General features: G+C 69.4%; 23 protein-coding genes and 1 pseudogene. 11 read left to right on the forward strand and 13 right to left on the reverse strand.

The features are described 5' to 3' along the window. Nucleotides 1–178 precede the first annotated feature (178 nt). The 5 genes from QUE79_RS17465 (at nt 179) to QUE79_RS17485 (ending at nt 3,380) form a co-directional block, all read left to right on the forward strand. The gene (locus tag QUE79_RS17465) at nt 179–895 is read left to right on the forward strand and encodes a GAF and ANTAR domain-containing protein (protein WP_286344174.1); all 717 of its coding nucleotides are present in this window, start codon (nt 179–181) and stop codon (nt 893–895) included. Next, entirely contained in the window at nt 892–1,623 is a 732-nt protein-coding gene (locus tag QUE79_RS17470) for a GAF and ANTAR domain-containing protein (RefSeq protein WP_286344175.1), read from the forward strand. The genes QUE79_RS17465 and QUE79_RS17470 overlap by 4 nt, the downstream gene beginning before the upstream one ends. A gap of 115 nt (nt 1,624–1,738) precedes the next feature. Next, the gene (locus QUE79_RS17475) at nt 1,739–1,954 is read left to right on the forward strand and encodes a hypothetical protein (RefSeq protein WP_286344176.1); all 216 of its coding nucleotides are present in this window, start codon (nt 1,739–1,741) and stop codon (nt 1,952–1,954) included. 158 nt (nt 1,955–2,112) lie between these two features. Then, the gene (locus QUE79_RS17480; protein ID WP_286344177.1) at nt 2,113–2,703 is read left to right on the forward strand and encodes a hypothetical protein; all 591 of its coding nucleotides are present in this window, start codon (nt 2,113–2,115) and stop codon (nt 2,701–2,703) included. Beyond that, nucleotides 2,616–3,380, forward strand: coding sequence for an MFS transporter (locus tag QUE79_RS17485; RefSeq protein WP_286344178.1), 765 nt, complete (start codon nt 2,616–2,618; stop codon nt 3,378–3,380). Before QUE79_RS17480 ends, QUE79_RS17485 begins: the two co-directional genes overlap by 88 nt. A 14-nt stretch (nt 3,381–3,394) precedes the next feature. Here the strand turns inward: QUE79_RS17485 and QUE79_RS17490 are convergent, their stop codons facing one another. Further along, nucleotides 3,395–3,865, reverse strand: coding sequence for a DUF4395 domain-containing protein (locus QUE79_RS17490; RefSeq protein WP_286344179.1), 471 nt, complete (start codon nt 3,863–3,865; stop codon nt 3,395–3,397). Further along, complete coding sequence (locus tag QUE79_RS17495) at nt 3,852–4,301, reverse strand: TlpA family protein disulfide reductase (protein WP_286344180.1); 450 nt, start codon at nt 4,299–4,301, stop codon at nt 3,852–3,854. The genes QUE79_RS17490 and QUE79_RS17495 overlap by 14 nt, the downstream gene beginning before the upstream one ends. A gap of 76 nt (nt 4,302–4,377) precedes the next feature. On the opposite strand from QUE79_RS17495, the gene QUE79_RS17500 reads away from it, so the two are divergent. Further along, entirely contained in the window at nt 4,378–4,794 is a 417-nt protein-coding gene (locus QUE79_RS17500) for a hypothetical protein (RefSeq protein WP_286344181.1), read from the forward strand. Between the two features lie 20 nt (nt 4,795–4,814). Here the strand turns inward: QUE79_RS17500 and QUE79_RS17505 are convergent, their stop codons facing one another. The 11 genes and pseudogenes from QUE79_RS17505 to phnF all read right to left on the reverse strand — a co-directional run bounded on the left by QUE79_RS17505 (nt 4,815) and on the right by phnF (nt 15,621). Further along, nucleotides 4,815–5,300, reverse strand: coding sequence for a GNAT family N-acetyltransferase (locus QUE79_RS17505; protein ID WP_286344182.1), 486 nt, complete (start codon nt 5,298–5,300; stop codon nt 4,815–4,817). Nucleotides 5,301–5,335: 35 nt separating this feature from the next. Next, on the reverse strand, nt 5,336–6,121 hold the full coding sequence (locus QUE79_RS17510) for an SDR family NAD(P)-dependent oxidoreductase (RefSeq protein WP_286344183.1): 786 nt from the start codon (nt 6,119–6,121) through the stop codon (nt 5,336–5,338). A gap of 76 nt (nt 6,122–6,197) precedes the next feature. Next, a complete protein-coding gene (locus QUE79_RS17515) occupies nt 6,198–7,793 on the reverse strand; it encodes an ArnT family glycosyltransferase (protein WP_286344184.1) in 1,596 nt (531 codons plus the stop codon). Further along, nucleotides 7,736–8,173 (reverse strand): hypothetical protein, encoded by a 438-nt coding sequence (locus QUE79_RS17520; RefSeq protein ID WP_286344185.1) that lies wholly within the window; start codon nt 8,171–8,173, stop codon nt 7,736–7,738. The genes QUE79_RS17515 and QUE79_RS17520 overlap by 58 nt, the downstream gene beginning before the upstream one ends. Before the next feature lie 76 nt (nt 8,174–8,249). Next, complete coding sequence (locus tag QUE79_RS17525; protein WP_286344186.1) at nt 8,250–9,581, reverse strand: NtaA/DmoA family FMN-dependent monooxygenase; 1,332 nt, start codon at nt 9,579–9,581, stop codon at nt 8,250–8,252. Then, nucleotides 9,578–10,585: an ABC transporter substrate-binding protein gene (locus tag QUE79_RS17530; protein WP_350271723.1), complete on the reverse strand. Its 1,008-nt coding sequence runs from the start codon at nt 10,583–10,585 to the stop codon at nt 9,578–9,580. The genes QUE79_RS17525 and QUE79_RS17530 overlap by 4 nt, the downstream gene beginning before the upstream one ends. Before the next feature lie 59 nt (nt 10,586–10,644). Next, nucleotides 10,645–10,977, reverse strand: a pseudogene (locus tag QUE79_RS25795) (ABC transporter substrate-binding protein); the annotation flags it as partial. Between the two features lie 194 nt (nt 10,978–11,171). Next, nucleotides 11,172–12,878: a dipeptide ABC transporter ATP-binding protein gene (locus QUE79_RS17535; RefSeq protein WP_286344187.1), complete on the reverse strand. Its 1,707-nt coding sequence runs from the start codon at nt 12,876–12,878 to the stop codon at nt 11,172–11,174. Beyond that, nucleotides 12,875–13,741, reverse strand: a complete 867-nt coding sequence (locus QUE79_RS17540) for an ABC transporter permease (protein WP_286344188.1) — start codon at nt 13,739–13,741, stop codon at nt 12,875–12,877. The genes QUE79_RS17535 and QUE79_RS17540 overlap by 4 nt, the downstream gene beginning before the upstream one ends. Nucleotides 13,742–13,748: 7 nt before the next feature. After that, nucleotides 13,749–14,696, reverse strand: coding sequence for an ABC transporter permease (locus QUE79_RS17545; RefSeq protein ID WP_286344189.1), 948 nt, complete (start codon nt 14,694–14,696; stop codon nt 13,749–13,751). 178 nt (nt 14,697–14,874) lie between these two features. Further along, nucleotides 14,875–15,621, reverse strand: a complete 747-nt coding sequence (gene phnF / locus QUE79_RS17550; protein ID WP_286344190.1) for a phosphonate metabolism transcriptional regulator PhnF — start codon at nt 15,619–15,621, stop codon at nt 14,875–14,877. A gap of 152 nt (nt 15,622–15,773) precedes the next feature. Here phnF and phnG point away from each other — a divergent pair, with 152 nt between their 5' ends. The 5 genes from phnG to phnK are packed head-to-tail and all read left to right on the forward strand — an operon-like array spanning nt 15,774 to nt 19,659. Continuing rightward, nucleotides 15,774–16,268, forward strand: coding sequence for a phosphonate C-P lyase system protein PhnG (phnG, locus tag QUE79_RS17555; RefSeq protein ID WP_286344191.1), 495 nt, complete (start codon nt 15,774–15,776; stop codon nt 16,266–16,268). Further along, nucleotides 16,265–16,900: a phosphonate C-P lyase system protein PhnH gene (phnH, locus tag QUE79_RS17560; RefSeq protein ID WP_286344192.1), complete on the forward strand. Its 636-nt coding sequence runs from the start codon at nt 16,265–16,267 to the stop codon at nt 16,898–16,900. Before phnG ends, phnH begins: the two co-directional genes overlap by 4 nt. 1 nt (nt 16,901) lies before the next feature. Next, a complete protein-coding gene (locus QUE79_RS17565) occupies nt 16,902–18,029 on the forward strand; it encodes a carbon-phosphorus lyase complex subunit (RefSeq protein ID WP_286344193.1) in 1,128 nt (375 codons plus the stop codon). Then, nucleotides 18,026–18,883, forward strand: coding sequence for an alpha-D-ribose 1-methylphosphonate 5-phosphate C-P-lyase PhnJ (locus QUE79_RS17570; protein WP_286344194.1), 858 nt, complete (start codon nt 18,026–18,028; stop codon nt 18,881–18,883). The genes QUE79_RS17565 and QUE79_RS17570 overlap by 4 nt, the downstream gene beginning before the upstream one ends. Then, nucleotides 18,880–19,659 carry a phosphonate C-P lyase system protein PhnK gene (gene phnK, locus QUE79_RS17575; RefSeq protein WP_286344195.1) on the forward strand — a complete coding sequence of 260 codons (780 nt, stop codon included), beginning with the start codon at nt 18,880–18,882 and terminating at the stop codon, nt 19,657–19,659. Before QUE79_RS17570 ends, phnK begins: the two co-directional genes overlap by 4 nt. The last annotated feature ends 5 nt before the right edge of the window (nt 19,660–19,664 follow it).

Raw genomic sequence — 19,664 nt, forward strand, 5'->3', positions numbered from 1 at the left:
ATCTTCGCGGCAACGCCGACTACCTGACCTCCCTCGACGCGCCGGGGGTTGCGCCGAGGACGTAACCTTGATGTGCGGTTGGCACCAGGACCCAGCGCTCCGTGACCTCTTTCCGGACGCAACGCAGGAGCCCTCGTGTCGAAACCCGCCTCATCCACGCCGATCCTGGCCGCTCGCCATGGCTGATCCGTCGCCCTTCACCACGGCCCTGGCCGAGCTGTCGCGGGCGACCGCGCCCGACGCCGACCTCTGCACGCCCTTCATCGCAGCTCTCGCCGTCACGGGGGCGGCCGTGTCGACGCTCGGCGACCCTCTGGGAACCCAGACCGTCTGCGCCAGCGACGAGACCGCGGCCGAACTCGACGAGATCCAGATCGACCTCGGCGAAGGGCCCTGCTGGGACGCCCTGCGAACGGCACGGCCCGTCCTCGAGCCGGATGTGCAGGAGACCTCTGCGGCCACCTGGCCGGTCGCCTTGATCGCCCTGCGGAAAACCGGTCTGGGCGCCGTCTTCGCATTTCCCCTGATCGTGGCGACCATCCGAGTCGGGGCCGTCGACCTCTACTCGGCAACGCCTCGCATCCTGTCGGCGCAGCAGCTCGACGACGCGCGAGTCCTGGCCGGAGTCGTCGCCAGACACGTCCTGCGGCGCGCGCTCCTGGCCTCGGAGGAGGCTCGCGCGGGCGAGACCGAGGGCACCTATTCTCGGCGCGAAGTGCACCAGGCGACCGGAATGGTGATCGCGCAGATGCGAGTCGGCCCGGACGAGGCGATGATGGTCATACGCGGACACGCCTTCGCGTCGGGCAGGAGTGTCCGAGACGTCGCCGCGGACATCGTTCTGAGACGCCTCGACTTCAGCACCGACCTCGACAACGAACGGACCCAGGAATGACCGACACTCGTGAAACCGAACTCGTCCGAACCTTCGTCACTCTGGCGGACTCCTTGGTCGCGGGCTACGACACGATCGGACTCCTCCAGACGCTCGTCGACCACTCCACGAACCTGTTCGACGCCGTCGCCGCCGGCATCCTCCTCGGCACGGACGACACGCACCTCGAAGTCGTCGCGTCCACGAGCGAGGAGAGCCGACTCGTCGGGCTCATGCAGCTGCACGCAAGCGAGGGCCCGTGCGTGGAGGCCGTCACGACGGGTCGCGTGGTATCGGTGGAGAGCCGTCGGGAGATGCTCTCACGCTGGCCCGTCTTCGCGTACGCGGCCGGCGACTCGGGGTTCCTGTCGGTGCACGCGATCCCGCTCCGCCTCCGGAACACCACGATCGGATCGCTCAACCTCTTCCGCGACCACGAGGGCGCGCTGAACGAAACCGACGCCATCGCCGCTCAGGCGCTGGCGGACGTGGCGACGATCACCGTCCTGCACGAGCGAATCGTTCAAGACTCCGCGCTGGTCCAGGAGCAGCTCCAGCGCGCTCTCGACAGCCGCGTCGTCATCGAGCAGGCCAAGGGGGTCGTCTCGCACACGCACCACCTCGACATGGACGCCGCCTACCGACTGATCCGGCACCACGCACGGTCGACGCAGACTCCCCTGCCCGAGATCGCCTCGGCCATCGTCGACGGCTCGCTGGCCCTCGAGAAGTCAGCGCCGTCACGATGAATCGGCGCACGGCCCTTGAAATCGCCCGGTCCGACTCGTAGGTTGAAAGTGGCCGCCCCAGCCCCAGGTCGCCAGCGTCGCACCAATCAGCGTCCGGACGAAAATGGGGTTTTCGATGGCGATCAGTCTGTATCTCAGCGCACCGGGCGTCGATCCGGTACGGATCCAGCACCTTCCACACCGCGCCCGTCACTGGCGTCCCTCCCCGTTCCCCCTCCTCCCGGACTCACGGTCCGGTCCCGGACCGCGCTATCAGGACTTCCTCCGCGACGGCGCCGTCCGAGACTCCTGGGAAGACGCCCGCGACCTTCCCGTCGACGCCACGGGCTGAACGGGCCTCGGTTGATCGCAAACGGCCGCGCGCCGTCCGACTCGTCCTAAGCTCGAACCGCACGCAGTGCATGACTCTGCGGCGGCTTCCTGCGATCGTCGAAGTTCAGGCCGACTTGTCTGCCGATGATCCGGTGCCGCCGTGCGGAGGCGTCGACCATGAGCGACGTGACGCGCCTGGCGCGGAATCTGATCAGTCGATCGCGATCATCGAAGGATCGCTATCGCAGTCTCCTCGGCGGCCCCGGCGCCCGGGGCTTCTTCTTCTCGGCGGCAATCGCGCGGCTCGGTGTCGCCATGACCGGGCTCGGTCTCCTCTGGACGGTGCGAGGCCTCACCCACTCGTTCGCCCTGGCGGGAGCTGCCACGGCCGTTTTCGCGTGTGCGGAGGCGATCGTGGGCCCCCAGAACGCCCGGCTCGTCGATCGATACGGTCAGTCGCGACTCCTCCCGCCGCTCCTCGCAGTCCATGTCGCCGGGATCTCGCTATCGGTCGTCGGCTCGTTCGATTCCGAGACCACCCTGATTCTCGGCGGTGCCCTCGTGGCAGGCGGAGCCATTCCGCAGCCCGGTGCCCTGTCCGCAGCGCGATGGACGCACGTGCTCCGATCAGGAGACCGTCTCCGAACGGCCTTCTCCTCGAAGCCGTCGTCAACGACGTCGTGTTCCTCACCGGTCCACCGATCGTCACCCTGGTCAGTGGCCTCGCCTTCTCCGCCCTGGGCACGGTCCTGGCCGCCGCACTGCTGATCGCGGGCGGCGCGGCTCTCGCGGCTCAGACGCGAACGGCTCCCCCACGGCAGACGCGTGTCCGGCGCATCGACCGCGCCACGCGATCGCGGCTTCTCGGTCGCAGCTTCCTCTCCACGGTCGCCGTCGCCATCGGACTCGGGTTCTTCTTCGGAGCGATGCCGGTCATCGTGACCGCGTTCGCGACCGAACACGGCTACGGGCCTGCCGCGGGATTCCTCCTCGCCCTCACGAGCGTCGCCAGCCTGGCGGCAGGCTTGGCCTACGGAGCAACCGAAGAGCGATGGCGGCCACACTCGGTGCAGCTGGGCGCATCGATCCTGCTCTTCATCGCGCTGGCCGTGACCGCGGTCCGGCCGTCCCTCGCCACGCTCCTGATCGGGTTGATCCTCGCCGGGGCGACCATCGCCCCCATCAACGTGTCTTCCGCGCAGATCGTCGAGAGGACCGTGCCGCGTCGGTCCCTCACTCAGGGGTTCACCTGGATCAACACCGCGTCCGCGGCGGGCATCGCGCTCGGCGGAGCAGTCTCCGGAATCGTGGTCCAGGCCGACGGCGTCCACCTCGCCCTCGCGGTCGGTTGCGCTCTCGTGCTCGTGGCGCCTCTCGGTGCCGTCAGCGGCGCCCGGGTCGCCGGGACGGAATCGGGCGGAGACGCGACGCGGGCAGCTTCTTAGTCACGATGCGCGCGCTACGTCCGCTGAGCTCGGCCCAGCAGACCGGCCCGGACCCCGAAGAGGTACAGCCGACAGCCGAGGCAATAGCCGAACACGGAGTTGAGGAACGCCGCCACGAACGCCAACGCAGCGAAGAGCGGCACGGCCCAGGCCAGGCCGACGAGGCCCAGCACGACGCCGATGCCGGTGATGACGAGCCCCACGGCCTGCGCGAACGTCGGAGGCCGCGGGTCCTCGAGCTCGGTCGGGGGCGCGAGTCGCGGCCGCAGGAGACGTCGGTACACGGCACCGTAAGGATGACGGCGGATGCCGGCGAAAGCACCCCAGCCGAAGAGAAGGGCGACAACGAGCAGGATCACGACGGCCGCGACGGACGCGCCGATCAGGCCCAGATACACGGTGACGAGGAGCAGCACCGCCGTGATCCCGGCACCGAATCGCGGGGAACGAGGGTCGATCCCCCGGCTTGCCTCAGGCGTGGACATGGTCTTCTCCTAGCAGTCGGGCGAGTTCCGATTCAAGCGCGCGCGGATTCGGCGGACCGCCGATCCGGGCGCGGACGGCTCCGCGGTGATCCAGAACAAGGGTCGTCGGCGTCTGAAGGACAGCGAACCGCCTCGCCACCTCGGGCAGACGGGTGAGGTCGACGTCGACGTGGACCACGCCGTCCCGCTGCCGGGCAAGGCTCGTCAGGAGCCGCCTCGTCGCGGGGCAGAACGTACAGAACTCGGTCGAGAACTGGAGCAGCGTGGCGCGCTCTCCGAACGCCCGGGTCGTCTCGACGTCGACCGGCCGGACGACGGTGACCGCATCGTCGCTCCGAACGCGGACACGACCCGTCGTCTTCAGCCAGACGAGGCCCGCGAGGGTCGCGACGGCGACCAGCGCGAGGAGAGCCGCGAGAGCGAGGCCGGGGGTCATCGTCTGAAACTAGGTCCATCGCGCGTCTGCGCACCGAAATGACGGAATATGACGGGAGCGACAATAGGCTTGCGACATGAGCCGGCTGCCAATCGTTCTCACCCCTGCGCCCTCGTCGACCTCGGCACCGGGTCCGGCAGCGAAGACGTGCCCCTTCGGCTCGAACTGCGCGTGCGTCTTCTCGCGCTCCGCCGCCGCCCCGCCCTCGACAGGACCGAAATCGACCGTCGAGGCTGCAGAAGACATCGATGCCGAGGTCACGAAGTGGACCGACCTGGGCTACCGCGTCACCGAGACCGCTCCCGACGAGGTGCTGCTCGAACGCCGGCTCGGTCTGCCCTTCTGCGTCAACGTCCTCCTCTGCCTCGTCACGGGATTCCTCTGGCTCCTCTACTGCATCCCCCGCAGCCGTCACCCCAAGGTCGACACGCGGCGCCTGACCAGAGCGCTCGACGGATCGATCTCGACCACGCGAGTCGTCGTTCGACGCTGAGTCGAGCCGTCGGATCGGCCTCAGCGGAGGGCGAGCGTGAACTTGAGGGTCGCGTCGTCGTCGATCGGAATGTGCTCGGCGTAGCCGACGGGCTGCTCGTCGTACATGATCCCGCGGCCATCGGGGACGTACCCGCGGCGGACGTAGATTCGTTGCGCCGGACCATAGTCGGCGAGAAGCCCGACGCCGAGGCCGACGACATCGGATCGAGTCCCGGCGAGCGCTTCAGCGGCGTCCAGCAAGGCATTACCGAGGCCGTGGCGGCGAAACCCTGGAAGAACGTTGAGGTCCGACACCTCGGGGATCCCCGCGGCCGCGAACGGCTCGTACCGTGAAGTCCACACGAGTGTGACGTAGCCGGCGAAGGCGCCTTCGACGTCGACGACCAACACGTGCCGTTCGCCCGATCGATACTCCTCCAGGTACGTGTCGAACTGCGAACGAGGCTTGTTCCACCCGAGTTCGAAGAAGGCTGCCGCCATCGCGCCGGGGCCCGTCGGGGTCATGTCCCGAACCCGTGGGCTCGCGGAGGCCGGGACGATCATCGGGGGATGGGAGTGACCGCGCGGAGCAGGCCGCCGTCGACCGGGAGGACATGGCCCGTGATCCAGGCGGCGTCGGACGACGCCAGGAACGCGACCGCCGCGGCGATGTCCTCCGGTTCGCCCACGCGCCCGAGCGGATAGAGAGCGCGGAGCCGGTCCGCTCCTCCCGGCTGGCCGTCCCAGACCCTGGTCCGGATCGTTCCGGGCGACACCGTGTTCACCCGGATGCCGAAGGGGGCGAGGGAGCCGGCCAAGTTCTGCATGAGCGACACCAGGCCCGCCTTGGCGGCGGAATACGCTTCTCCGCCCAGCGCCATCTGAGCGTTGACGGAGCTGACGCTGACGATGGCCGGGCTGAGGGAACTCTGCTTGAGATGGGCGATCGCCACCCGGCAGCATCGCATCGCTCCGAGGAGGTTGAGGTCGATCGTCCGTTCCCAGTCGGGATCGTCCGTGTCTTCGAAGGGCGGATGGGGCACGTCCCCGCCGGCGACATTGATCAGCGCGTCGAGCTGCCCGAAGTGGGCGGCGGCTCGCGAGAACGCGTCCTGGACGGATCGGGTGTCGGTCACGTCGAGGAGCAGCGGCAGGTGCGCTTCGGGCTGGGCGAGGCCCGCCACCGTCGTCGTGGCAGCATCGAGGTCGAGGTCGGCCGCGACGACGCGGGCGCCCTCGCTGGCCAAGCGCATCGCACAGGCCCGGCCGATCCCGTTCCCGGCCCCCGTCACGAAAACGACACGCCCCTTCACTCGAGAACCCACCGATTCGACCAACGTCTCCATCGCGCAATCGTGCCACGTTCGCGCGCTCGTGTCCCGCCGATGGCGCGCCGGTCGACGACGCCGTCGCGCACGGCGTTCAGGTGCCCCGGGTACAGGCCCAGAGCGACTGGCCGGGAAGGGTCGTCGCCCCCTCGTAGACGTCGTCGGGGACGTAGCTGCAGCGACCGGTGACCCACGCGACGATCCGCTGGGACTCCGTGTCGGGGATCCTGCCCGTCGGGGATCTCGCAGGAAAGAGGAAGTACGACGTGGCCTGTTGCCGGACCCCGCGCCGAATGCTCGCGAGGGTCGGCGACGGGACAGCGCCCGAGTAGCCACCGAGGGCTCTGACGTTGAGGCCTCCCGCCAGGATGTAGGGTTCTGCGTCCTGCCACGTACTCGTCGTGAACAGCGGTGCGCCGTCGTGTCCGGGAGATCGTCGGACGAAGTCCGCGAGGTTCCGCTGCTCGTCGGTGAGCTGCGGACCCGGCTGCGACAAGTCGGGCGGGAGCAGGGCGAATCGGCTGAACGACCGGCGTTCGGACTCGGGCGCATCCGTCTGGAAGAAGTAGGGGACGGTCCCGACGCGCGGTCCGGCGTAGGCGTCGTTCGCCGTGCCCGCGAGGGCCGGGTCCACGGTCGAGACGGTCCACACCCCCGGCGCCGCGAGCATCGCCAGCCCCGCGGCGACCGAGGCGAGCGTCGACGGGCCGGCTCGCGTCGATCCCGCCAGAACGAGGGCCGCTGCGCCGCAAACGGAGACGAAGGCGAGAAGCCAGGCGGGGCTCAGCCCGGTCCCGACGAGGATCCCGACCGTCCACAGGGTCTCCGCGGCGATCACGACGAGGAGGGACGCTGGTCGCCCCCGCCGCGCCGCCATGACGGCGTCGCCCACGGCGATGGCCGCGAGGAGACTGACCGGAACGGTCACGGCCGCCAGGTACGCCGTGTGGGGCACGGGAGCGACCGTGAGGACTGCGGCGGCGGTCACGAGCCACCCGCCGAGACCGATCACGAGCGGTGCCGACGCCGCTTCGGTGTCGACCGCCCGAAGGGAAGGTGGTGCCGCGCCGGACCGGAGTCGCACCGCCGCCGTGACGAGGCCCAGGAGCGCGAGCGGGTAGAACCAGCCGACCTGCGTCGTGAACGCGGGAAGCAGGAGCTTGAAGGGACTCCGCCCGTCGGCTCCCGGCGCGATCACGGAGGCGGAGAACGCGGGGGCGGCACCCGGCACGATTCCCGGAACGAAGCGATCGAGTCCGTTGTAACCGAAGACCGACGCGAACACGTCGTTCGAGACGCTGCCGTCGAAGAAAGGGCGATCGGCCGCCGGGACGAATTGCACGATCCCCATCCACGACAGGGAGGCCGCAACCGTGACAGCACCGAGCAGGAACGCGCGCAGAAGCCGTACCCGGGGCGGCGCCGTCGTCACGACGATGGCGATGACGAGCGCCGGCACGATGAACCACGCCTGCAGCATCTTCGCCTGGAAGCCGACGGCGATCCAGAGCCCGGCGAACACGAACGGCAGCGTTCGCCCCGTCACGACGCCCTTCTGGAACGAGGCGAACGCCAGAGCGAGACTCATCGTGAGAAGGCCGTCTTCCATCGTGTGCCCGAACATCGACACCATCAGAGGAGTGACGGCGAAGGCGAGCGCCGCGAGCAGGCCAGTGCTCCTCCCCGCCACCGGGTGCCGATCACGAACACGACGACGACCGTCACGAGGCCTTCGACGACCTGGGGAAGCGCCAGAGACCACGCGTGGAAGCCGAAGAGCCGGGCGGACAGCGCCTGCGGGACGAGGAATCCCGACAGCTTGTCGAGCGTGATGGAGGCCGCCGGGTCGAACGCGCCGAACCAGAAGGCCCTCCAACTCACGCTCATGCTTCGGGCGGCGGTCGAGGAGAAGCCCGAGAAGCCCGCGTTGCCGAAGTTCCACGCCGCCACCACGGAGAAACCGACGAGGATGCCGACGAGCAGGATCACGGCGCGGCGACGCGACACGCCCACGACCGCGCTCGGCAGAGATCGATGGCCGTCGGTGGCCTCCGCCGTGCTCCTTCGCATGCGTCCATGATGGAGCAGCGAGTGCGGCTTTGCTGCCTTCCCTCGCGGCCGCGCGCCGGAGACCGGCTCCCGTCGTCTACCCCAGGGCGGGGCGCCGGATTCCGAGGTGCTCGCGCAGGGTCGTCCCCTCGTACTCGCGCCGGAACAGCCGGCGATCCTTCAGGAGGGGAACCACCGCCTCGAAGAACAGCCGGAACGTCTCCGGGTACGCCCCCGGGATGAAGACGTTGCCGTCGTCCGCCTCGGTGAGGAAACGATGCGCGATGGCGTCGGCGACCTGCTCGGGCGAGCCGACGATCCGCCAGTGGCCGGCGCCCGTGAGGACGTGGTCGCGGATGACGGTCCGGAGGGTCAGCCCCTCGTCGACGAACAGGGCACGGAATCGCTCGGCGTGCGTCTGCGACGTGCGGAGACTGCCGACCGCGGGGAGGAACTCCGCCGGCACCCGATCGTCGAGCCCGAGTCCGCGGAAGTCGATCCCGAACGTGCGCTCGAGCCGCTCGTACCCGTCGACGATGTCGTCGTCGGCTCGGATCTCGCGGTAGAGGGCCTGCGCCTGGGCGTCCGTGTCGGCGATGTAGAGGTGCGCGCCGGGCAGGACGGCGAGCGACCCCACCGGGCGGCCGGCCGCGGTCGCTCGGGCGTGGAGGTCGCTCGTCAGCTCTCGTGCGACGGACTCGTCGGCCGTCGCCGCGAAGACGGCGTCGGCGTGGGTGCCCGCAAAGGCACGCCCACGCTCGGAAGCGCCGGCCTGGAAGAGCACGGGAGCACCCTGCGCACTCGTCGGGATGTTCAACGGCCCCTCGACGTCGAAGAAGCGCCCGTGGTGATCGATCGGCCGGATCCGCGAGGTGTCGGCGTACCGCCCGTTCTCGCGATCGATCAGGATCGACTCCCGTGGCCAGCTTCCCCAGAGCTCGCGCACGGTGTCGACGAACTCCTCGGCGCGCGCGTAGCGCTCCTCGTGGTCGGCGACCTCCTCCTGCCCGTAGTTCCGTTCGCCGACCTGCGACGTGACGATGTTCCAGCCGGCCCGACCCTCGCTGACGAGATCGAGCGTGCCGAATGCCCGAGCCAGGTTGTAGGGCTCGTCGAACGACGTGGAAGCGGTTCCGACGAGTCCGATCCTCGACGTCGTCGCGGCGATGGCGGCGAGGATCGGCACCGGATCGAGGAGGCCGCCCGGATGGCGGTCGAGCCGCTCGCGGTCGAGGTGGAGTCCGTCGGCTCGGAAGACGAAGTCCAGCCCGGCGCGCTCGGCGTCCTGCGCGATCTGGATGAACAGGGGCGCCCCGTTCAGGTCTTCGACGCGGCTGTCGGGCCGCCTCCAGGCGGTTCCGCCCGTCCAAGCGGACGAGACGGAGATCCCGAGGTGGAGTCGGCGCTCGGAGCGCTCGACGCCGCTCACTTCTCGATCCAAGCGGCGCCGAAGATCGCCCACCACGGTGCCGTGAACCGGACGCCGTGGACGGTCTTCTTGGTGGCGATGACGCTGGTGGCCTCCTCGATCGGGAACCCGAGGCCATCGGAGACGATCAGCTTCTGAATCTTCTTCGAGTCGGCGGACCGCTCAGCGCTGTCGGCTTCGGCCGACTGGTCGTCGATCAGTTTCACGAGGGCCGGGTCGACGTCCTTGGTGATGAAGTTCGAGTACGTAGCCGTGAAGGACGAGAGGAAGACGTCGGGATCCGGTCGGGTCAGGTTCCCGTAGGTCAGCCCCCAGTTGCCGGAAGCCTGGTTCGCCGTCACCTGGGCGGCGGTCAGTTGCTTGAGCGTCAGCTCGATCCCGTTGGCCTTGAGCTGCTGCTGAATGAGTTCGAAGAGCTGCTCGTAGTTCGGCGAGCTGTACTGCAGGTCGACCGAGAGGCGCGTGCCGTCCTTCGCCCAGATGCCGTCGGATCCTTTGGCCCACCCCGCCTTCGTCAGGATCGACGTGACGGCCTTCGACGAGTCGGTCAACTGCGACGACAGATTCGTGTACGACGGGAACGTGTGCGACACGATGCTGGTCGCCGCCGTTCCCGTGGCGTCCAGAGTCACCTTCTTGATCTCCTGGCGGTCGATGGAACGCTGGATCGCCTGTCGAACGGGCAACTGGGCGAGCAGCGGGTTCGTCACGTTCGGATAGAGCGTGTAGACGACTCCGGCGGAGGCCGCCGTGAACACGTTCGACGACGACGACACCTCGGAGATGTTGTTCGACGACGGGTAGGCGATCGCATCGACCTGGCCGCTCTGGAGGGCGCCGATTCGCGCGGCCGCCTCGGGGATCACGAGGAAGGTGATCTTCGTGAGATACGCCTCGCCCGTATTGCCGCGGACGGTCGATCCCCAGTCGTAACCGGCTCTGCGGACCAGGACGATCTTCTGATCCTGCACCACCTGCTTGATGACGAACGGACCGGTGCCGATGACGCCGTCGTTGCGCTGGGTCGCGGTCTCCTCGTGGTCGTCGGCGAGACGATGCCGAGCGGCGCTTCGGTCAGGGCCTGGAGGAAACCGGCCTTGGGCGTCGAGAAGGTGACGACGAGATGCGACGCGTCCACGACCCTGGTGCCGGTGTAACCCTGGAGGTACGCCGAGGACTGGAAGGCGTTGCCCTGCTTGCCGAGCTGGATGATCGAGTCGAAGTTCTCCTTGACGGCCGTGGCGTCGAACTTCTCGCCGTTGCTGAAGGTCACTCCCGTGCGGAGCGCGAAGCTGTACTGCTTGAGGTCTTTCGAGATCTTCCAGGAGGTCGCGAGCCACGGGACGACCTTGCCCGTCTTCGGATCCTGATCGACGAGGTTGTCAGTGACCTGCATGTTCGAGAAGGTGCAGCCGGAGGTCTGCTGCTTGTCGTAGGCCCCGCACCAGTCGTCGATGCCGACGGTGATGCTGCCGCCCTTCTGGACGGCGGTGGTCGCGGTGTCGCTGCCCGCCTTGGTCGAGCCGGCGGAACAGCCGGTCAGGACGAGGGCGACCGCTAGCGCGATGCCGACGCCGGCGATGAACTTCTTCACTGTGCGGTGCCTTTCGTGGTGGTGGTGGTGGTGGTGGTGGGGAGGAGGAGGGGACGCCGAAGGGTGGATCCGGTGCCCGGAATCGCCGCGAGGAGCTCGCGCGTGTAGTCGGTCTCCGGGGCTTCGAAGACGCGCTCGACGGCACCCTGCTCGACGAGGCGGCCGTGCTGCAGGACGCCGACGGTGTCGGCGACGAGACGAACGACGGCGAGATCGTGGGAGATGAACAGGTACGCCACGCCGAGGCGCTCCCGGAGTTCGGCGAGGAGGTCGAGCACCTCGCGTTGCACGACCACGTCGAGGGCCGACACGGCTTCGTCGAGGATGACGAGTTCCGGCTCGATCGCCAGGGCCCGCGCGATGGCCACTCGCTGGCGCTGGCCGCCGGACAGTTCGGCCGGACGGCGACGCGCAAGGTCGGCCGACAGGCCGACGGCCGCGAGCAGCTCGACGGCACGCTCCTTCCGATCGGAGGGGGTACCGACCCGGAAGGAGCGCAGCGGCTCCGCGACGATGTCCTCGACCCGGAAGGACGGGTCGAGAGAGGCGAACGGGTTCTGGTGGACGAACTGGACTCGCGACCGGAACGTCCGGCGACCAGCCGCGCCCAGGTCGGAGACGATCTCGCCGTCGACGGAGACGGTTCCCCACGTCGGCTTCTCGAACCCGGCGACGATCCTGGCCGTGGTCGACTTGCCCGACCCGGATTCCCCCACGAGGGCGAAGGTGCCGCCGGCCGGAATCCTGAAATCGACGCCGTCGACGGCGAGGAGCCGCTGCTTGGGGCCGAAGGCGCTGCTGAGCGTGAACTCCTTCCGCAGATCGCGGACGGCGATCAGCGGCGGGCGATCGTGAGCCTCCGCAGCGACGGAGTTCCGCGACGGCCGGTCCTCGACCCGGTCCGCGGCCGACCGCACCGCGAGGGAGGGAGCCGAGTCGAAGAGGCGTCTCGTCACGGCGTGCTGCGGATTGCGGACGACCTCCGGCGTTGCCCCCGCCTCGACGATGCGCCCGTGGTCCAGCACCAGGATCGCGTCGGAGCGATCCGCCGCTACGCCCAGGTCGTGGGTGATCAGGACCACGGCAGTCCCCTGCTCGGCCGCCAGCGTCTCCAGCTGGTCGAGGACACGCTTCTGAACCGTCACGTCGAGACCCGACGTCGCCTCGTCGGCGATGACGAGCTGAGGCTCGCAGGCGGTCGCGATGCCGATGAGGACCCTCTGCCGCTGCCCGCCGGAGAGCTCGTGCGGGTACTGCCCGAAACGGACGGCGGGCTGGTCGATCCCGACGCGCTCCAGGATCCGGACCGCCTCCGCCCTCGCGACGCGTCGATGCTGACGGCCGTGGACGATGAGCGCCTCGACGATCTGCCGTCCGACGGTCTGCACCGGGTCGAGGGACACGGTCGGATCCTGCGGGACGAGGCCGACGACGGAGCCTCGGATGCGCGCCAAGCGCCGCTCCGAGAGACGCAGCACCTCGTGACCAGCCACGGTGATCCGACCGCTCGTCACGACGGCGTTCTCGGGGAGGAGCCCCACGATCGCGTGCGCCGTCGACGACTTGCCGGAGCCGGACCCACCCACGACGGCCAGCGTCTGCCCCGCTTGCAGGCGGAACGAGACGTCGCTGACGGCCTCGGTGAGGCCGCGCTCGGTGCGATACGAGATCGAAAGTCCCTCGACCTCGACGACGGCGGTCACCGGCGTACCCCGATGGCGCGGCTGATGTGGTTGGTGGAGATGACGACGGCCACGATCACGAGGCCGGGGATGGTCGTGATCCACCACGCGGTCGCGAGGTAGTTGCGGCCGTCGGCGACGAGGCCGCCCCACTCCGGCGCCGGCGGCTGCGCGCCGTAACCCAGGAAGTTGAGCGACGCGATCGCCAGGATGGCGCTGCCGAACTCGAGCGCGACGAGGCCCAGGATCGGGGTCGCCGCGTGCGGTAGGACGTGGCGCAGCAGGACATCCCACCAGCGGGCACCGGCACCTTCCGCGGCCTCGACGTACTGCGCGGTTCTCACCCGAAGCACCTCGGAACGTAGGACGCGCGAGAAGGCGGCGACCGAGCCGACGCCCACGGCGATGGCGACGTTCGTGGTTCCGAAGCCGAGCGCCGTCACCAGCAGGAGCGAGACGAGCAGGCTGGGAACGGCCAGCAGCACGTCGACGATGCGCATCAGGACCTCGTCGAGCCAGCCGCCGACGAAACCCGCGACGAGGCCGATGACCGTGCTCGCGACGAACGCGACGGCGATCGCGATGACGGTCGCCTGCAACGACGCGCGGGTTCCGTAGACGACTCGCGAGAGCAGGTCGCGCCCGATCGCGTCGGTTCCGAACGGGTGCGCGAGGCTCGGAGCGGACTGAGCGACCGCACCGTCGCCGACGATCGGGTCGAACGGCGTGAACAGGTGCGGCACGATGGCCCAGGCCGCGACGATCGCGAGGACGGCGACCGCGAGGACGAGCCCGGGTCGGAGCGTGGTCTTCGAGCGGAGGCCGCGAAGCGGGCGGCGCTGGGCCAGGGATCCCGCGGTGAGGGGTGAGATTGTCTCGGTCATGGTGCTCCTAGTGGGCGGGCCGCGCTATGCGCGGATCGACGAGCGGGTAGACGAGGTCGACGACGAGGTTGACGATCGCGAAGGCGACGGCCGACACGAGCACCAGCATCTGGACGACGGGGATGTCCTGCGTGTTGACCGAGGCCTGCAGCAGACGCCCGAGGCCCTGCCGCGAGAACACCGTCTCCGTGACCACCGCCCCGGCGAAGATGCCGCCGACGGTGAGGCCCACGAGCGTCAGAGCGGGGATCGTGGCGTTCCGGAGCGCGTGGCCGAGGTGCACCCGCGCCCGCTGCGCGCCCTTCGCTCGGACGACGTCGATGAACGGCTCCCGGAGGGTCTTCTCGATGCCGCGACCGAGAACCTGCGCGTACGCCGCCGCCCCCGGGATCGCGAGCGCGAGCGCCGGCAGGACCACGGAGGCGAAGCCGCCGTTGCCCACGGCGGGGAACCAGCCGAGGCGGAACGAGAAGACCTGGAGCAGGACCAGCCCCACCCAGAAGGTCGGGAAGGAAGCGGTCAGGGGCGGGAGCGAGAAGAGCAGCCCGCGGAGGAACGCGTTGCGCGTGAAGTTGGCCCCGACGGCGATGGCCACGCCGATCACGAGCGCGAAGAGGAGCCCGAGGCTCGAGATCGCGAGGGTCGACGGCAACGCCTCCGCTATCAGCTGCGCGACCGGGACGTGCGACTGGACGGATTGTCCGAAGTCGCCGTGGAACGCGCGGACCAGCAGGACGAAGTACTGGACGACGGCCGGCTTGTCGAAGCCGTACTCGTGTGCCAGGTGGGCCTTCTGAGCGGCGGACGCGTTGGCGGCGACCTCGCCGCCTGCGCCGCCGAGCATGATCGAGACGGGGTCGCTCGGGAGCTGATAAAGCAGCAGGAACGTGACGGTGTAAGCCGCCCAGACGACGAAGACGGCGTAGACGACTCGACGCGAGATGTAGCGAAGCACGACGGTTCTCCTCGGTGAACGGCGCCCCGGTGGAGGCCGTGCGAGAGACCCTACGGAACCGACGGCGGTCGTTCTCGACCGGTGACGCGGGATTACCCGGTGGTCCGTTTGTGACGGAATGTGTGCACCTCGGGTCACGCCCCGGGGAGCTGCAAAGAGCCGAGGCGGAGCCGGTGGTTCAGGAGACGGACGCCGCGTGCTCCACGTCGAGTTCTACCCGGTCGGCGGCGAAGCGCGTCACGTTGTACAGCAGTGGGGTGCCGTCGGGCAGCGTGTTGAGAGCCTTCACGACGAGCAGCATCGAGCCGGTCGGCAGGGCGAGGTCTTCGGCCTCGTTCGTCGTGGCGGTCCGGCCCGAGACGGTCGTGGAGACGCGGACGTAGTCGTCGATGCCAGTGGCCCTCAGCGCCGCGGTGATCGAGCCGTCGCGGCCGAAGTGGTCGGCCAACCCCGGCACGCGCTCGTCGTCGAGCCACGCGGTGCCCCGAGCGATCGGAAGACCGTCGACGGAGCGGACGATCTCGAGCCGGAGGGCGGCCCGACCGGCGAGTTGGAGCCGTTCGGCGACCTCGCGCGGCGGATCCGCTTCGACGGCCGACTCGAGGAGGCGACCGGATGCGGCGCCGCCCCGCGGTCCGAGGCTGTCGGTCAGGCGTGTGCGCAGGCCGATGCGGTGGACGAGGACGGTGTGCTCGGCGACGAACGTCCCGCTGCCGCGCCTGGCGACGACCAGGTGGTCGGCGGCCAGGGATGCGACCGCCTGCCGGACCGTGTGCCGGTGCACGTCGAACCGGGCGGCGAGCTCGCTCTCCGACGGAAGCTTGGACCCGGGCGCCACGACGCCACCGACGATGTCGCCGCGGAGGGCGTCGGCGATCAGCCGCCAGGCCGAATACCCGCTCGGGGATCTGCTCTGTGTAGTCATGCTTTCGGCACTCTACTGTGCCTCGCTCCGGGCCCGTTCTCCGAAAGTTCACCCGGTGTGAGCCTCCGTGTCGCCGAGCGGGGATGTGCTGGGCTCGAATCTCCGGTACGGTCAAGTTATCTAGATCAATAGACAACTTGACGGAGGACACGGTGGCGCCAGACTCACCCTCGACCAGCACGGTCGCACCCCGGATCACCGAGAGGCAGGCGTGGATGCGAACTCTCGCCGGCGCGGAACGCGCCGATCTCGCGGCCGCGTGGGCCGGATGGCAGCCGAAGCCCGTCGTCCATGCGATCCGCGGTCCGGAGGCCGGCCTCGTCATGGTGCGAGGTCGGATCGACGCCGGGGGCGCGAAGTTCAACCTCGGCGAGGCCACCGTCACCCGAGCCACCGTCCGCCTGCAGGGCGCGACGCTCGCCGCCGACACTCTCGGCAGCTCGTACGTGCTCGGCGGCGACCTCGAGCACGCGCGGCTCGCCGCCGTCTTCGACGGCCTCCTCCTCGACGGCGGATTGCGCGAGCGCGTCCTCGACGAGGTCGTCGCTCCCCTGGCGCAGCGCCAGTCGGCTCGCGACGAGAATCGCTATGTCGAGGGCCGGAGCACACTGGTCGACTTCTTCACCGTCGCCAGGGAGCACCAGTGATCGGGCAGGCGAACGGAAGCACGGCGATCCCCGCGGCCGGATTCGCCGATCCGACCCGCGATGCGCAGCGCGCGTTCCGAGCCGTGCTCGACGCGCTCTCGCACCCGTCGCTCGCCTACCACGTGGGCGGCGCGCCGGAGGCTCCCGAGCTCCTCGGATCCGGCCTCGGCGCCGTCGCCCTGACCCTCCTCGACGAGGAGTCGAGCGTCTGGTTGGGCGGACCGGTGGGCGACGACGAAGCCGTGTCGTCCTGGCTGTCGTTCCACACGGGGGCTCGCCGGGTGGCGGAGATCGCAGCGGCCGACTTCGTGCTGACCCCGTTCTCCGACATGCCGGATCTCGCCACTCTGGCGCTCGGCACCGAAGAGGCGCCGCACCGGTCGGCGACCGTCCTGGTCGACGTCCGTGGCGCTTCCGGTCCCGCGCGCTTCCTCGCCGAGGGCCCCGGCATCGACGGTCGGGTCGAATTCGACGCCCCGTGGGCCGATGGCTCCTTCGCCGACCGGTGGAGCGAAAACAACCGCCTCTTCCCTCGCGGCGTCGACCTCGTGCTGGTCGACGCGACGACGGTCTCGGCGCTCCCCCGAACCACCCGCCTCAGCGTCATCGACACCACCCCAGGGAAGGCCTGACATGTACGTCGCAGTCAAAGGCGGCGAGCGCGCGATCGCCAACGCGCACGCGCTCCTCGCCAAGGAAGGCCGCGGTGACGCCGAGCTGCCCGAGCTGAGCACCGAGCAGGTGGCCGGACAGTTCGGCGTCCTCGTCTCGCGCGTCATGACCGAGGGATCGCTCTACGATCCCGAACTGGCGGCCAGAGCGCTGTCGCAGGCGCAGGGAGATGCCCTCGAAGCCGTCACCCTGCTGCGCTCCTACCGCACGACCCTGCCACGTTTCGGCTACTCCGAGGCGCTCGACACGACCGGTCTGCCGCCGCAGCGGCGCATCTCGGCCACCTTCAAAGACCTGCCCGGGGGCCAGCAGCTCGGTGCAACCTTCGACTACACGCACCGCCTGTTCGCCGAAGCCCCAACCGAGGGGCCCGAGCTCGCGGACCACACCGACGGCGACCGCGTCTCGATGCCTCGCGTCTCCGATCTCCTGGGGGCCAACGCGCTGATCGAGCCCGACGCGCACCCCGACCAGGACGCGACGGAACCCGGGGACCTCACGCGCGAACCCACCGTGTTCCCGATGACCCGCGCGGAGCGGCTCCAGGCGCTGGCGCGAGGCGACGAGGGTTTCCTGCTCGGGCTGGCGTACTCGAGCCAGCGCGGGTTCGGCAGCACGCACCCCTTCGCGGGAGAGATCCGCGTCGGCGAGGTGGAGGTCGAGTTCGATGCGCCGGAGCTCGGGTTCCCGGTGCCGCTCGGCCGGATCGAGATCACAGAGTGCCAGATGGTCAACCAGTTCACCGGGAGCGCTGACAGCCCGGCCATGTTCACGCGCGGCTACGGTCTCGCCTTCGGTCGGAGCGAGCGGAAGGCCATGTCGATGTCGATCGTCGACAGGGCACTTCGCGCCGACGAGTTCGACGAGCGAATCGAGTCGCCCGTCCAGGACGAGGAGTTCGTCATCAGCCACAGCGACAACGTGCAGGCGACCGGGTTCGTCGAGCACCTCAAGCTGCCCCACTACGTCGACTTCCAGGCCGAGCTCGTGCTCGTGCGCCGGCTGAACCGTGAATTCCACGAGCGGCAGGATCACGCCGAACCCGTCCCGTCCGACCTCGTGCCGACCGTGGAGGAGGTGCTCGCGTGAGCCAGGAGCTGATCGACTACAACATCGGCTACCTCGACGAGCAGACCAAACGGATGATCCGACGGGCCCTCCTGAAGGCCGTCGCGATCCCGGGCTTCCAGGTCCCCTTCGCCAGCCGCGAAGTGCCGATGCCCCGCGGGTGGGGAACGGGCGGCGTCCAGGTCACGGCCGCCATCATCGGCGAGGACGACGTGCTCAAGGTCATCGACCAGGGTGCCGACGACACGACCAACGCCGTCTCCATCCGGGGCTTCTTCGCCCGTGTCGCACACGTCGGCACCACGACCCGCACCGACGAGGCGACGATCATCCAGACCCGTCACCGGATTCCCGAGACGCCGCTCTCCGAAGGCCAGGTCATCGTCTACCAGGTGCCGCAGCCCGAGCCGCTCCGGCTTCTCGAGCCCCGCGAGACCGAGACCCGCCGCCTCCACGCGCTCGAGGAGTACGGCCTCATGTACGTCAAGCTCTACGAGGACATCGCCCGCTTCGGTCACGTGGCCAAGACCTACGATTACCCGGTACTCGTGGGCGAGCGATACCTGATGGCCCCGTCGCCGATCCCGAGCTTCGACAACCCCAAGATGGACGGCAATCCCGCGCTGCAGCTGTTCGGCGCCGGGCGCGAGAAGCGCATCTACGCGGTCCCTCCGTTCACGCGCGTCGAGAGCCTCGGCTTCGAGGACTTCCCCTTCGAGCCACAGCGGTTCGACGACCCGTGCGCCCTCTGCGGGTCGACCGGTGTCTACCTCGACGAGGTCATCATCGACGACGCGGGCGCTTCGATGTTCGTCTGCTCCGACACCGACCACTGCGAGCGCACGGTCGCCGAGAACGAAGAGGTCTTCGCATGACGCACGATCAGCCCCTGCTCGAGGTGCGAGGCGCCGGTCACCGCTACGGCGACCGATTCGGCTGCCGCGACGTCGACTTCGACCTCTGGCCGGGTGAGGTGCTCGCCGTCGTCGGTGAGTCGGGATCGGGCAAGTCCACCCTGCTCGGAACGCTGTCGCAGCGGCTCGCCCTGACTGAGGGATCGATCCGGTACCGCCTGTCCGACGGCCAGGTCGCCTCGCTGGCCGACCTGAGCGAGAGCGCCGTCCGACGCCTCTGGCGAAGCGAGTGGGGGTTCGTGCACCAGAACCCCGCCGACGGTCTGCGGATGCACGTCAGCGCGGGCGGCAACGTCGGGGAACCGTTGATGACCAACGGCTGGCGGCACTACGGGAAGGTCCGCGCCGCGGCCGCCGAGTGGCTCGAGCGGGTGGAGATCCCGGTGGATCGCATCGACGATCACCCGTCGACGTTCTCGGGTGGAATGCGGCAGCGACTGCAGATCGCGCGAAACCTGGTCGTGTCGCCGAGGCTGGTCTTCATGGACGAACCCACGAGCGGCCTCGACGTGTCGGTGCAGGCGCGCCTGCTCGACCTCCTCCGCGGTCTGGTGTCCGACCTCGGACTCGCGGTGGTCATCGTCACGCACGACCTCGCGGTCGCTCGCCTGATCTCGCACCGCACGCTCGTCATGAAAGACGGCCGGGTCATCGAGTCCGGCCTCACGGACCGCGTGCTGGACGACCCGCACGCCGCCTACACCCAACTCCTCGTCTCCTCGATCCTGCAAGGATGATCCGC

The sequence above is a fragment of the Frondihabitans sucicola genome (assembly GCF_030296615.1).
GTDB lineage: Bacteria > Actinomycetota > Actinomycetes > Actinomycetales > Microbacteriaceae > Frondihabitans > Frondihabitans sucicola.

Bases quoted from the DNA above. Each gene is read 5' to 3' on its own strand.
- phnK (WP_286344195.1), top strand. From the start codon at position 18,880: ATGACGCACGATCAGCCCCTGCTCGAGGTGCGAGGCGCCGGTCACCGC.
- QUE79_RS17505 (WP_286344182.1), bottom strand. From the start codon at position 5,300: ATGACCCCGACGGGCCCCGGCGCGATGGCGGCAGCCTTCTTCGAACTC.
- QUE79_RS17520 (WP_286344185.1), bottom strand. From the start codon at position 8,173: ATGCGAAGGAGCACGGCGGAGGCCACCGACGGCCATCGATCTCTGCCG.
- QUE79_RS17565 (WP_286344193.1), top strand. From the start codon at position 16,902: ATGTACGTCGCAGTCAAAGGCGGCGAGCGCGCGATCGCCAACGCGCAC.
- QUE79_RS17510 (WP_286344183.1), bottom strand. From the start codon at position 6,121: ATGGAGACGTTGGTCGAATCGGTGGGTTCTCGAGTGAAGGGGCGTGTC.
- QUE79_RS17470 (WP_286344175.1), top strand. From the start codon at position 892: ATGACCGACACTCGTGAAACCGAACTCGTCCGAACCTTCGTCACTCTG.
- QUE79_RS17500 (WP_286344181.1), top strand. From the start codon at position 4,378: ATGAGCCGGCTGCCAATCGTTCTCACCCCTGCGCCCTCGTCGACCTCG.
- QUE79_RS17480 (WP_286344177.1), top strand. From the start codon at position 2,113: ATGAGCGACGTGACGCGCCTGGCGCGGAATCTGATCAGTCGATCGCGA.
- QUE79_RS17540 (WP_286344188.1), bottom strand. From the start codon at position 13,741: ATGACCGAGACAATCTCACCCCTCACCGCGGGATCCCTGGCCCAGCGC.
- QUE79_RS17495 (WP_286344180.1), bottom strand. From the start codon at position 4,301: ATGACCCCCGGCCTCGCTCTCGCGGCTCTCCTCGCGCTGGTCGCCGTC.
- QUE79_RS17465 (WP_286344174.1), top strand. From the start codon at position 179: ATGGCTGATCCGTCGCCCTTCACCACGGCCCTGGCCGAGCTGTCGCGG.
- phnF (WP_286344190.1), bottom strand. From the start codon at position 15,621: ATGACTACACAGAGCAGATCCCCGAGCGGGTATTCGGCCTGGCGGCTG.
- QUE79_RS17490 (WP_286344179.1), bottom strand. From the start codon at position 3,865: ATGTCCACGCCTGAGGCAAGCCGGGGGATCGACCCTCGTTCCCCGCGA.
- QUE79_RS17475 (WP_286344176.1), top strand. From the start codon at position 1,739: ATGGCGATCAGTCTGTATCTCAGCGCACCGGGCGTCGATCCGGTACGG.